Source organism: Rubripirellula reticaptiva (assembly GCF_007860175.1).
GTDB classification, from domain to species: Bacteria; Planctomycetota; Planctomycetia; order Pirellulales; family Pirellulaceae; genus Rubripirellula; species Rubripirellula reticaptiva.
Map to the genome: position 1 here is coordinate 929,994 of NZ_SJPX01000001.1, position 12,522 is coordinate 942,515.

The following is a 12,522-nucleotide window of genomic DNA, read 5'->3' on the forward strand; positions in this document are numbered from 1 at the left end:
GAATCAACGACAAGGAACTTCCATGGCTATCGGATTCAATGCACAAAAACCATCCCACGATTTCGTGGGCCAAGTCGACGGTTGGCTCAAAGAGGCAAAGTGCACTGCCGAGAACTGTGATCATGCTGAAGTGATCGTTGATCTAAGCGACGTTACCCGAGTCAGCAGCCATGACCTAAACGAATTGATTCGGCTGCAATTGCACATCAAGAACGGCGGTCAACGATTGGTGTTGTCCAACGTGCAGGAAACAGTCTTTCAAGTCTTCACCTTAACGCGACTCGATCGGCTGATTGAACTGCGTCATGACGGCCATTTCGAACCGCCGAAACCCCACAAACAGCGTTGATGCACTTGAGTGCATTTCGCTTCAAGTACTCGCCGCAACTATGACGTTGATTTTGCTGGCTTGTCTTCTACGACGCTGTCGTCATCGATGTGATCCATCAGCAGTGTCGGACACGATTCTTGTTCGCCACATTGCTTGCAGACAATTCGGACCAAGTCGGATGCACCGATCTTGATGTCTTCTTTGGCACAGAGGTCGTATAACTTCTTCAGGTGAGCGCAGCTCATCAGTCTTCTCTGGGTTACAAGCGATATGGTTGGGAAACAGTCGACTCGTCCAGTGCGCCGCCTTCGCAGTAGCGATGAAATCAACATGGAAACAAGCCGAACTTTACTGTTTCATCGGAAGGTTTCCGACTACGATCCATCAGCGGCGTCAGTCTTGAAATTCTTGTTCGATCGATCGTCGACTCGCAACTTTGCAAGCGGCTTTTCGCTGACCGTTCCCGGCACCAACCAAGGCCCTTGGCTGTGCTGGCGAATCAATCGCATCAGTTCTTCGTTGTCGATCGCTTCGACCTCTAGCAAACGCTGCGTTACGGCTTCTAAAACGTCACGCCGCTGTTCCAAAATCTCGCGAGTTTGGGCCAGCGAATCGTCAATGATACGAGTCACTTCTTTATCAATCAGCTTCGCCATTTCTTCGCTGTGCACAGTTTGGTATCCCTCCCCGCCACCAGCCAAGAAAGCCGATCGATTGCTGCGACGGAAATTGACTCGACCAAGCCGACTCATGCCGTAATCCATGACCATGCTGCGAGCAATTTCAGTGCATCGTTCAAGGTCGTTTTGCGCACCGGTGCTGATGTCTTGGAACGTCATTTCTTCGGTCAACGTTCCGGCCAACAACACTTTCATGTTGCTTTCCAGTTCGGTCTTGGTCATCAAATAACGTTCCGAATCGGGACGTTGCATCGTGTAACCGAGCGCCGCCAAACCACGCGGAATGATGCTGACCTTGTGGACCGGGTCGGTGTTGGGAAGCGCGGCAGCGACAATCGCATGACCGGCTTCGTGATACGCAACACGAATCTTTTCGTCCGCGTTCATCACCCGGTTCTTCTTCTCTAAACCGGCTGTGACCCGTTCAACAGCGTCATTGAATTGATCGCTGCCGACCGTGTTCTTTTCCGCTCGCGCGGCCAACAGTGCCGCTTCGTTGACAAGATTAGCCAAGTCGGCCCCGACGAATCCAGGCGTAATCGACGCGATCTCTCGAAGGTCGACCTTCTCGTCCAATTTCACATTCTTGACGTGGACTTTAAGAATCGCTTCGCGGCCACCAACATCGGGCCGGTCCACCAACACGTGACGGTCAAAACGACCGGGACGAAGCAGTGCCGGGTCAAGTGTTTCTGGACGGTTCGTCGCGGCGATGACGATCACACCCGAGTTCGATACGAATCCGTCCATCTCGACCAACAGAGCATTGAGTGTCTGTTCGCGTTCATCATGACCGCCCACCGAGTTACCGCTGCGGCTCTTTCCGAGCGCATCGAGTTCGTCGATGAAGATGATGCACGGCGCTCGATTGGTGGCTTGCTGGAACATGTCACGAACACGCGCCGCCCCTACGCCGACATACATTTCGACAAAGTCGCTGCCCGAGAGACTAAAGAAAGGCACACCGGCCTCGCCTGCGATCGCTTTGGCAAGCAACGTCTTTCCTGTTCCCGGTGGTCCGACCAAGAGGACACCCTTGGGGATGCGTCCGCCAAGCGCCTGATACTTGTCGCTGTTCTTTAAGAAGTCGACAATTTCGCGGACTTCTTCGACTGCTTCGTCGATGCCCGCGGCGTCATCAAACGACAGGGCAAGCTCTTCTTGGCTGTACAGTTTGCCACGGCTGCGTGAGAACGACATTGGCGATCCAACTCCACCGATGCGGCGCAGCATCATGATGCCCAAGAACACCAGAATGCCGATCATCAACAGTTCAGGCCAATGATCTTGCAACAATCGGCTGGGGCGGGCGTTATCCCAGGTCACACCGGATGCTTCCAAATAACTGACCAAACGTTCGTGTTCGGATTCGTTGTAAGTGTCACGGATGGTCTGAAACTCAACCCGTTTGGCTGCTTCCTTTGGCGCGTTTCCGCCCATGCCAAGGGATCGGTACATCACGGTTCCCGTGATCAATTCGTCAGCCACTAAGACGTCTTGAAGTTCACTGTACTCGATCAAAATTTCTGGATTTTTGGTCGACTTGACGACCAATGTCGGCCTCGCCCGCGACGTTTTTTTGGTTGACGGCAATGCGACCGAAGACGCAGATCCAGCGTCTTTTGAGTCCGATTTCTTGATGTCGACGGACTCCGATTTCTGGTCTCCCGCTTCGTCGACCGGCGATTCCGCTAGATCGGCTTTGGCGACCGTTGTTTCGTCAACCTTTGGTTCGTCGCCGGCAGATTCGTCAACAATGGGTTCATCGACAGCGGCTGTCGCATCCGCGGCCACTTGCGTTTTTGCCTCAGCCGCCATTTCCAGCAATGACATCAGTTCCGGATAACGGAGCTGGCGCTGGGTGCTGCCAAACAGAAACGCGCTGACCAATACCGCCGTGGTGACCAACACCAGAACCAACCAGACATTTCCGCCCGGCTTGGAGTCACCATTTCGCTGTGGATTGTCGCTCATGGGCTATCGAATGTTCGCTTTTGGAAAACAAGAGTTCGTAAGGGGTTCAGAAGGCATCTTACCCCACTTCGCCAACAGAACGAATCGTCAGTCAAAATGGCGTAGATTGCCCAATCTTCAGTCTCGTTACGCATTGTCGGACTGACTATGTTCTTCGGCAACCGTCTGGCGTCACAACCTTCTTTGCGACCGGGTCGTAACGATGGTTCGGATCGTCCATCATGGTAAGCGATCGATTTTCTGCGGCTGCATCATTCGCGTTCCTCTCACTTTGTGCCACTTCGCTGTGATTGACCCTGGTTCCGACGCAACATCGACGCCCAATTCCACCCCACAGTCGGGTAAATCAGGGTCCGTTACCTCAGAGTCCCACCACTCCGATGACGCACCTGCTGCAGTCCAAGAACTCAAATCCAGCAATCGCAAAGTCCAAAACGTGGCAGTTTTGGGGGCCACCGGCAGCATCGGCACCGCGACCGCCGAAGTGATCACCCATCTGAATCAAACCGACACCGAGTCAGAATGGCGAATGTGGGCAGCCTCGGGACACCGCAATCTGGACGGATTGATGCAAATCGCCGCTGCCGCCGATCCTGGCCCGCAGTGGTTGGTGATGTCCGATCCGGAATCGGCCAAAACATTCGCGGATACCCGCAAAGATTTGATTGCTAGCAACAATCTGACCGGCATCCGGCTCGACTACGGATCGGATGCGTTGATCGAAGTCGCCCAGCACCCGGAGGTGGACGTCGTAGTGGCAGCGATCGTGGGGCGAGCCGGGCTGGAAAGCACTTTGGCCGCCGTCGAAGCAGGCAAACGGGTAGCTTTGGCGAATAAAGAGACTTTGGTCGTCGCTGGGCCGCTAGTTCGGCGGGCGATGCAGGCCAGCGGAGCCGAGATTCTGCCCGTCGACAGCGAGCATTCGGCAATCTTCCAGTGTATGGGGCCGGCGACGATCGCGGGATCAGATTGTCCAGCGCCGAAGCCCAAAAAGCTGATTCTAACCGCCAGTGGAGGCCCATTTCGCACCTGGTCCAAGCAACAGATGCAGTCCGCCACGATCGAATCGGCGCTCGACCACCCGACGTGGGATATGGGGCCGAAAATCACGATCGATTCCGCCACGATGATGAACAAGGCATTGGAAATCATCGAAGCACGCTGGCTATTTGATTTGCCGGCCGACGCGATCGAGGTGGTCATTCATCCGCAATCGATCATCCATTCCATGGTCGAATTCGATGACGGATCAGTGTTAGCTCAGTTGAGCCCCCCAGATATGAAATTGCCGATCCAGTACGCGCTGACCTACCCGCGGCGGCTGCCCTGCGCCTCGCCGGGTCTGGACCGAGGCCGGCAATGGGATTTGACGCTCGAAGTCGCTGACCTCGAGCGTTTTCCCGGTTTGGCGTTAGGATTCGAGGTTGCTGCGGCTGGCGGTACCGCTGGTGCAGTCGTCAACGCGGCCAACGAAGAGGCGGTCGGCCTGTTCCTAGACGGGCAAATTCGGTTTACTGACATTGTTTCGGGGTGCCGCGACGTGTTGGCAAACCACACTCACGAATCCGACCCACCGCTGGCTCGGTTACTGGAACTGGACCGTTGGGCTCGGCTAGAAACCCGAAACCGATTTAAGCTGTAAACCAATCAACGCGGATTCGCGTCGAACACGATAAGACATACCGAACTGAAACCCTGCATTCCCCACCCATCCGGACGCCGACATTTTGGTCGACAAATTTATCCCCGTCCGGACCGAACGTTTTAGGCACAACTGAAGATGTTGATTGACTCGATCGCAGCGGCGATTCCAATTTTTGATGCGATCGCTTTGGCGGCTTCCCTGCCGATTGCTGACCTTTCGCTGGTCGACCTGCCGCTGGCCGCCACGGATGACCCTGGATTCGTATCATCCTTGCTGACCAACATCATGCTGTGGGGCCGAGTCGCGCTGGGCATTGGCTTGGTGATTTTCGTTCATGAACTCGGGCACTTCGTCGCCGCCAAATCGTTCGGCGTCAAATGCGAAAAGTTCTATGTCGGCTTTGACGTGCCGATCAAAATCGGACCGATCAAGTTTCCGCGGACGCTGGGCAAGTTCACCTACGGCGAAACCGAATACGGCATCGGCATCATCCCGCTTGGCGGATACGTGAAGATGCTCGGCCAAGACGACGATCCGCGCAAACTCGAAGAAGAAAACAAACGCATCACCGTCGACAGTGACACGGCCGAAGAACCCGTGCTGGACCCGCGCAGTTTCCCCGCCAAACCTGTTTGGCAGCGAATGATCATCATCAGCGCCGGCGTCGTGGTGAATGTCATCACCGGTATCTTGTTCGCTGCGATGGCGTTCGGATACGGCGTCACTTACAGCCCCGCGATCGTCGGCGGCGTCACGCCAGGCGGCCCTGCGTGGCAAGCCGGAATCGAACCGGGCGGAAAAGTTCTATCGATCGGAACGTTGCATGACGACAACATGCACTTTCGTGAAATGAAGATGGAGATCCTGACGCAAGGATTCGAAAAGCCCGACCAACCGATCGACGTGGCCATCCAGTACGACGACGGTGTCCGCAACTTTAAACTGCAACCCAAGGGGCTGCCGGACAATAAAGAGTTCCGCATGATCGGTGTCGCGATTCCCGAATCAGTCACACTCGACACGAAATCATACGCACGCCCTCAAAGCGTCGCTGCCGAAGCATTCACCGAAGCCGATGCTGGCGCGACCATCACGGCATTCGGCGATACGGCGATCGACGATTCCTCGATCGTGCCCGGCACCAACTTCTTTGATTACTTGTACACACACCCAAGTGAATCCATCGAGTTGACCCTAACGCGCGCGGACGAGGCCAAGACCGTTACCAAGGTCACCCTGCCGCCGCAAAAAGCAAAATCGATCGGCATCCGCTACGCCGTCGGCCCGATCGTTGCCTTGGTTGACGGCGGACCAGCCGATAAAGCCGGACTAAAAGTCGGCGACATGATCGAAGCGGTTGCTGACAACGAATCGGTTGACGCCTACAGCTTGCCAAACCAACTGGTCGGATCGACCGAACCACTGACCTTCCGAGTCCGCCGAGGACAAGACGATGCAGCAGAGACCGTGTCGATCACGATCACTCCCAACGATTCGCTGCAAACGCTTTCGCCAACTGCGGTGCTGTCGGGCGACATCGGTGTCAACTCGTTTGGATTTGCTTACAAGCCATTGCCCACGGTAAGCCGTGTGCTGGATGAACAGTCCACCGATGGCGAGGCTTTGCAACCCGGCGATCAACTGCAAGAAGTCCGTTTGGTGATGGACGATGCAGACATGCCCGAGTGGTTGAAGGACGAACGATACGCACCGGTCCTTGAATCGCTGCGTGAAGGCCAGGAATTCACTTCGACGACGCCATTAAATGCGTTTGTCGATACGATCCAGTACTTGCCCATCGGGGCAAAGCTGGAAGTCAAAGCGACTCGCGGAACCGACAATAAAATCGTTTCATCAACGCTGGCCATCCAGGAAGACGACCGATACTTGTTCGATCGAGGACTCGGATTGCCTCCGCGCGAAGCCGTCCAGCAAGCCGACTCGATCGGCCAGGCGTTATCGCTGGGATTCCGCGAAGGTCAACGTCGTTTCAAAGATGTCGTGCGATTCTTGAAGATGTTGCCGCAAGGTCGCATCGGTCTGAAACACGTTGGCGGCCCGCTGGCGATTGTCGACATCGCCAAGAATGAAGCCGAAAAAGGGATCTCTCCCCAATTGATGTTCTTGACGATGTTGAGCATGAACTTGGCGATCTTGAACTTCCTGCCGATCCCTGCGCTCGACGGAGGTCACATGATGTTCCTGCTGTATGAATTGGTCGTCGGCAAGCGTGCGAACGAACAACTGGAATTCCGCCTGACCATCATCGGACTGCTATCGCTGTTGACCTTGATGGTCGTGGTCTTCGCCAATGACTTGTTCCGGTATCTGAACTAGCTGTCATGCCATCCGGCGAAGCATAGCTCGTCGGTCCCTGCCGCGTTTGCAGCAGGGACCCAAACCCATGCGTCTATTTTGCCAGATCAACAGCTACGATCTCTTTGTCGTTGCGTGCGAAAACAGTCTGTCCAGAATACGCGGGATGACTCCACACCACGGACCGGCCAAAACACTCTGAGGTCGGTTCGAGGACGTGGAAGCGACCGAGGTCTTCGTAACCCGTCGCCGTCAATTTTGCCATTTGCAGGTCGCCGGTTTCGCTGAAAATCAAATAGCGATCGGTGTCGGCCACTCGAGTCAAGAAAGCGGTTCCGTGTTTAATGAATCGTTTCTCGTCGGGCTTGGTGGCTTCGAACGTTGACCACAACCGCGAACCGTCTTTGGCATCGACCGCGATCAAGCTGCCTTGGTCACAATCGGTTCCGTAGACGACACCGTCTGCGAAAATCGGTGTCGCATTGGCGCTGTGAACTGCGTTCTTTGGTTCGCCTCGCCAAATTTCTTTGGCGCTAGGACGATCGTTTGCCAGTTCGATCATCACCGCTTCGGTGCGAATGCCACTGGCATACATCAGGTCACCGTCAACCATGGGACGCGCGATCGACATTTCAAAGCTCGGTTCGATCGGGATGCTCCAGTACTGTTTGCCGGTCGCAGGATCCAAACTAGTCACTGACGTTGGCGTGTAAGCGATCAATTGCCTCGCACCACCATGCTCGATAATCGACGGAGGACAATAACCGGCTGCCGAATCGATTGCTTTCCATTTCACTTCGCCGGTCAACTTGTCGAATGCGACGATGCCTTGTCCGTCGCCGCCGACCATGGTGTAAAGCAGATCACTATCGACCAACGGGTGTGCAGAAAATCCCCAGATTGGCACTTCCGCAGAAAAGTCTTCCTTCAGGCTTCGTTTCCAAACCAATTCGCCGTCGGTGACTCGCAAAGCCTGCAAGTCGCCTTCGCTGCCCAGAATGTAAACATGTCCGCCATCAACGGTCGGCGTGCAACGTGGGCCGGCTGGATAGGAAATGCTGTAGGGGCAATTGTAAGCATATTGCCAAAGCTGTTTTCCGGACCCGGCCTCCAGCACGGTCAAACGTTCTTGCCCTTGCAAATTGGCTCGTTCGCCGGGATTGTTAAACGCTTCGCCAGCGGTTTTTTGATAGTCAAACACGAACACGCGGCCGTCTACGACCGCAGGACCAGCGTAGCCGCCTGCGATCGGCGTTCGCCATTTGACCTTCAAGCCTTCGGCAGGCACCTCGTCGATGATTCCCTTTTCACGGTACACTCCATCCCGAGACGGCCCCATCCATCCCGGCCAATTATCAGCCATGGAATCACTCGCCGTGATTGCGGTAAAACAAAACGCCGCGACCGTTGAAAAGAGTCGCATTCGGCCAAAGGGTCGATAGAGCATGGATCAAGAGGTCCGTTATAAAGAGTGTGGGCAGCAAGACTTTTCATTGTAGGCTAGGACGAAAGTTTAAATGACCACCGATGCAGCCCAACCGCCCCCCATGCCAAGTCGAGCAACGAAAACGTTGGTTTTGATGCGACACGCAAAGAGCGACTGGGGTGATTCCAGCCTTTCGGATCATGACCGTCCGCTGAATAAACGCGGTAACCGTGACGCGCCGATCATGGGAAAATGGCTTGCCGACGTTGCCCCCACCCCTAGCTTGGTGCTGTCGTCATCCGCGGTCCGAACCCAAGAAACCGTTGCCGCGATGACATCGAACTGGTCGACCCAACCGACCATCAGGCTGTTGGAATCCCTGTACTTGGCCGGTCCCGAAGCGATCTGGCGAACGGCGGCCAGCGAAGGTGGTCAGCACGATTGCGTGATGATGCTCGGGCACAATCCGGGCATGAGCCAACTGACCAGTTTGATGGCCGACCGTGGGATCGAGATGCCAACCGCTTGCATGGCAATCTTTCGATTAAGCATCACCCGTTGGAGTGAATGGTCTAAGGATACGGATCTTGAATTCGTGCAATTCATGAGCCCCAAGCTGCTTTAGGATTTCGATGTCTGCAACGCTTGCATGGATCACCTCGCTTGCCATCCTTGCGGGGCACTTCGGTTTGATGCTGTCCAGTTACAACCGCATCAACGGGTTCGGATGGCCTCGCAAAAACATCAAACGATGTACCAAAGTCATGTTTGCGTTTACGCTTGCCTGGCCGATCATCGCAGCCGTCGTGTGGCGAGAATTCTTGACGGACTGGTTGGGCGGACACGCGGACATCGCGTCGGTGCCGCCGGTACTAGCGGTGTACTCAATCCTTTGCTTGATCGCGTGGCCGATGCTGGGGATTCCCTGGTTGTACTTCCGACCGGCCTTGGGAATCGAAGCGGTGAAAGCGATGGTCAAGACTGAAGTCGTTCCGGTGCAACAAGTGGTATCGAACCGATTGGCGTTGACGAAAAAGTGCAAACTCGAGTCTCGCTTGCCCATCAATCAAGTATTTGATCTGTCGATTGATCAGATTGATTTGCCCATCGTCGGCCTGCCTACAAAGCTAGACGGGTACCGCATTGCTCATTTGTCCGACATTCATTTAACCGGCGACATCCATCCGGACTTCGCGGGTTACGCAGTCGAACGAGCGAACCGCTGGAATCCGCACTTGATGGCACTAACCGGTGACATCATCGATAAACAGCCTTGCATCGATTGGCTGGGACAAATTTTCGGCCCCGCCCGAGCTCGAGACGGCTGCTACTTTGTGCTTGGCAATCATGACACACGGATCGTTGATTCGTGGCAAACTCGTGAAGCGATGGACCGTGCAGGATGGACAGACCTCGGCAGCCGGGGGCTAAAGACATCGCTCGGCGGAGTCGGCTCGATGATCATCGGCAACGAACATCCTTGGTACCAACGGCCAACGATCGATCCCAAATCTGAGGAAGGCTTCCGCTTGTTGCTGAGCCATAGCCCGGACCAATTCGGCTGGGCTCGACAACACAACGTCACGCTGATGTTGGCCGGACACACCCATGGTGGCCAAGGGCGATTACCAGTCGCCGGCCCCCTGCTAAGCCCCAGTTTCCACGGCAGCCGTTACGCATCAGGTAACTTCTATCGTTACCCAACAACGATGCACGTGACTCGCGGGTTGGCCGGCACCCATTTAATCCGCATCAACTGCCGACCTCAACTCTCGCTGCTGACCTTACGGGTCGCAACGTAAAACACAACGGCAAGGTTACTCGATTGTCAGATTACTGAGGACCGTGTGTTTAGCGAACGAAATTTCGCCGACGTGCATACTTGTAACCGGGAATGAAAAAACACGCGGCGGCAACAAGTCCGAACCAGAAGTGGGCAAAATCCGGATACATCGCCATCACCACCGAAACCGCCAACAGCGAGGCTGCTTGCAAGTAGAAGGTGCCGTTGAACATGCCAGCTTTGACGATAAATACCATCGCGCTGATAATTCCCAACATCGGCGACAAACTTAGCACCGGCATCTCAAGCCACCATTCCAGTGGGAACAGCAGGCCGATGGCAATCATGCTGGCGCCCCACACATGCGCGACTTGCCGTTCGATGAACGTAACCGGCCCCATGCGCCGGCGCATCGACCAAAACACGGTCGCCCAAGCGCCCAATCCAACCGTCCAAACAGCCGCATAGATCCAGCGCTGTTGGACGTTGTGATAGTCAAGCTGCCACGTCAACAGACACGCAACCAGGATGACCAACGAGTGCCAAATCCACAACGTGCCCCAATTCTCTAAAACGGCTGCGTGATGAGTTTCGCGGAACAGCCGAGCGACGACTTGACTGAACCGGCCGCTGCCAGCGGCAACCCGCTCGTCATCCAAGTAGGCTTTCAAATCGTCGGCCAACGCACCGGCCGATTCGTAACGTAAGTCAATCGGTTTTTGCAAACACCGAATCGTGATCATTTCCAAGTCACGATCCAAACTCGGACGCAGTGCACGGGGCGGTGCCGGGTCTTGTTCGATCACCAACATCACCAACTCCATCGGTGATTCGGCAACCAAGGGCGGACGTCCCGTCAGTGCGAAATACAGCACGCATCCGAGACCGTACACGTCGCTGGCCGGTCCCACCAAACCGCGTCGACCGCCGGCCTGTTCAGGTGACATATAAGCCGGCGTTCCCAACAACATGCCGCTACGAGTTAGTTCATCGCTGTCGGTGATCTGCTTGGCCAACCCAAAGTCAGTCACCATCGCCGTGCCATCATCGGCGATCAAAATATTGCTGGGCTTCAAATCGCGATGCAAAACTCCGTGTCGGTGAGCAAACTCGATTGCGCAAGCGATGTCCGCGACGATTCTGGCGGCCTGTCGCTGCGGCAGCGGTCCATCAGCGACCATCTCGGCCAGCGTCACTCCCTCAACCAACTGCATGCTAAAGAAGGGCCGACCGTCGACGTCACCCACTTCATAGACCGGTACGATCCCGGCATGTTCCAGCTTCGCCGTCGCCGCAGCTTCGGCCATGAAACGGTTCAGGTCCGTTTCGCTTGCTAGCCCTCCTCGCAAAATCATCTTGACCGCAACGTCGCGTCCGAGACTGATTTGCCGCGCCCGAAAAACAACGCCCATTCCGCCGCGGCCAAGTTCTTCGATCAACTGATAGTCGCCCACCGTCGTCGGCAATTGCAGACTTCGCCAACGACTGCCAGCCGCTGTTTCGTCGACCAAACCCTCGTCTCGACCAGCACCGGCGGTGTCCGTCACCAGTACGGCACCGAGCAAACTTTTTAGTTCATCCGCCAGATCGGGATTGCTGGTACAGACCGTTTCAATATCAATGATTTCGCCGCGACAGATCGCATCAGTAACCTCGGACAAGACATTCGCCAACCGTTGATCGCGATCGCTCACTCGCCGCTCTCGCTGGCATTGGGATTGATCGATTGATCTTCCAGCAACTCACGCAGACGCCGCACCGCACGCAGGTATCGCATGCTGGCCGCGGGCGGATTCAGATTCATCACTTGCGAGATTTCGAGATTCGTCAAATGCTCGTAGTGCCGCATCAAAATGATCTCGCGATCTTGATCGCCAAGTTGTTCGATCGCAGCCTCGACTTGACCGGCGATCTCTCGCTGAGTCGCCGCGGCAGCGGGTGTCAGCGCCGGGTCGCATAACTGAATCGCCAGTTCCATCGTCGAGTGATCCGATCCTGCCGGAACCGACATTGGTTGCTCGCGGTCCATGTTTCGCTTTGCCGAAACACGATGACGACGATAGGTATCGATGATTCGGTCCCAGGCGATCTGACGCAGCCAAAGATGAAACGCCATCGCTGGATCATCAAGGTATTTGCTAAGCCGATTGTTGGCTTCGATCATCACATCTTGAACGACATCGCTAACATCAACACGACGCTGGACTTTTCGATCCAGACGCATTTCCACCAGCCGGCGAATCGGTGCACGATGTCGTTCTAAAAGGGTATTCACCGCGTCAACATCGCCGTTCTTTGCCGATTTAAGCAAAGTTTCGGTACGGTCGTCGCTAGGCCAAATTGATTTTTCCAACAAAAACTCCTGGT

10 protein-coding genes are annotated in these 12,522 nt (G+C 55.4%); 5 read left to right on the top strand and 5 right to left on the bottom strand.

Features of this window, described 5'->3' with window-relative positions; all coding sequences use genetic code 11:
* Nucleotides 1–22: 22 nt before the first annotated feature.
* Entirely contained in the window at nt 23–349 is a 327-nt protein-coding gene (locus tag Poly59_RS03485; protein WP_186775998.1) for an STAS domain-containing protein, read from the top strand.
* Nucleotides 350–387: 38 nt separating this feature from the next.
* Here the strand turns inward: Poly59_RS03485 and Poly59_RS03490 are convergent, their stop codons facing one another.
* The gene (locus tag Poly59_RS03490; RefSeq protein WP_146532644.1) at nt 388–576 is read right to left on the bottom strand and encodes a hypothetical protein; all 189 of its coding nucleotides are present in this window, start codon (nt 574–576) and stop codon (nt 388–390) included.
* Between the two features lie 129 nt (nt 577–705).
* Nucleotides 706–2,985 (bottom strand): ATP-dependent zinc metalloprotease FtsH, encoded by a 2,280-nt coding sequence (gene ftsH, locus Poly59_RS03495; RefSeq protein ID WP_146532645.1) that lies wholly within the window; start codon nt 2,983–2,985, stop codon nt 706–708.
* A gap of 436 nt (nt 2,986–3,421) precedes the next feature.
* On the opposite strand from ftsH, the gene dxr reads away from it, so the two are divergent.
* Nucleotides 3,422–4,627 carry a 1-deoxy-D-xylulose-5-phosphate reductoisomerase gene (gene dxr, locus Poly59_RS03500; RefSeq protein WP_246151348.1) on the top strand — a complete coding sequence of 402 codons (1,206 nt, stop codon included), beginning with the start codon at nt 3,422–3,424 and terminating at the stop codon, nt 4,625–4,627.
* Nucleotides 4,628–4,765: 138 nt separating this feature from the next.
* Nucleotides 4,766–6,967 (top strand): M50 family metallopeptidase, encoded by a 2,202-nt coding sequence (locus tag Poly59_RS03505; RefSeq protein ID WP_146532647.1) that lies wholly within the window; start codon nt 4,766–4,768, stop codon nt 6,965–6,967.
* Nucleotides 6,968–7,040: 73 nt separating this feature from the next.
* On the opposite strand, the gene Poly59_RS03510 is transcribed toward Poly59_RS03505, so the two are convergent.
* Nucleotides 7,041–8,309 carry a PQQ-binding-like beta-propeller repeat protein gene (locus tag Poly59_RS03510; protein ID WP_246151349.1) on the bottom strand — a complete coding sequence of 423 codons (1,269 nt, stop codon included), beginning with the start codon at nt 8,307–8,309 and terminating at the stop codon, nt 7,041–7,043.
* A 154-nt stretch (nt 8,310–8,463) separates the two neighbouring features.
* Here Poly59_RS03510 and Poly59_RS03515 point away from each other — a divergent pair, with 154 nt between their 5' ends.
* On the top strand, nt 8,464–8,997 hold the full coding sequence (locus tag Poly59_RS03515) for a SixA phosphatase family protein (RefSeq protein WP_146532649.1): 534 nt from the start codon (nt 8,464–8,466) through the stop codon (nt 8,995–8,997).
* A 7-nt stretch (nt 8,998–9,004) separates the two neighbouring features.
* On the top strand, nt 9,005–10,174 hold the full coding sequence (locus Poly59_RS03520) for a metallophosphoesterase (RefSeq protein ID WP_146532650.1): 1,170 nt from the start codon (nt 9,005–9,007) through the stop codon (nt 10,172–10,174).
* Nucleotides 10,175–10,223: 49 nt separating this feature from the next.
* Here the strand turns inward: Poly59_RS03520 and Poly59_RS03525 are convergent, their stop codons facing one another.
* Entirely contained in the window at nt 10,224–11,849 is a 1,626-nt protein-coding gene (locus tag Poly59_RS03525) for a serine/threonine-protein kinase (RefSeq protein ID WP_246151350.1), read from the bottom strand.
* Nucleotides 11,846–12,508 (bottom strand): sigma-70 family RNA polymerase sigma factor, encoded by a 663-nt coding sequence (locus Poly59_RS03530; RefSeq protein WP_146532652.1) that lies wholly within the window; start codon nt 12,506–12,508, stop codon nt 11,846–11,848. The genes Poly59_RS03525 and Poly59_RS03530 overlap by 4 nt, the downstream gene beginning before the upstream one ends.
* Between the last annotated feature and the right edge of the window lie 14 nt (nt 12,509–12,522).

Bases quoted from the DNA above. Each gene is read 5' to 3' on its own strand.
- Poly59_RS03515 (WP_146532649.1), top strand. From the start codon at position 8,464: ATGACCACCGATGCAGCCCAACCGCCCCCCATGCCAAGTCGAGCAACG.
- Poly59_RS03490 (WP_146532644.1), bottom strand. From the start codon at position 576: ATGAGCTGCGCTCACCTGAAGAAGTTATACGACCTCTGTGCCAAAGAA.
- Poly59_RS03510 (WP_246151349.1), bottom strand. From the start codon at position 8,309: ATGGCTGATAATTGGCCGGGATGGATGGGGCCGTCTCGGGATGGAGTG.
- Poly59_RS03505 (WP_146532647.1), top strand. From the start codon at position 4,766: ATGTTGATTGACTCGATCGCAGCGGCGATTCCAATTTTTGATGCGATC.
- Poly59_RS03520 (WP_146532650.1), top strand. From the start codon at position 9,005: ATGTCTGCAACGCTTGCATGGATCACCTCGCTTGCCATCCTTGCGGGG.
- Poly59_RS03485 (WP_186775998.1), top strand. From the start codon at position 23: ATGGCTATCGGATTCAATGCACAAAAACCATCCCACGATTTCGTGGGC.
- ftsH (WP_146532645.1), bottom strand. From the start codon at position 2,985: ATGAGCGACAATCCACAGCGAAATGGTGACTCCAAGCCGGGCGGAAAT.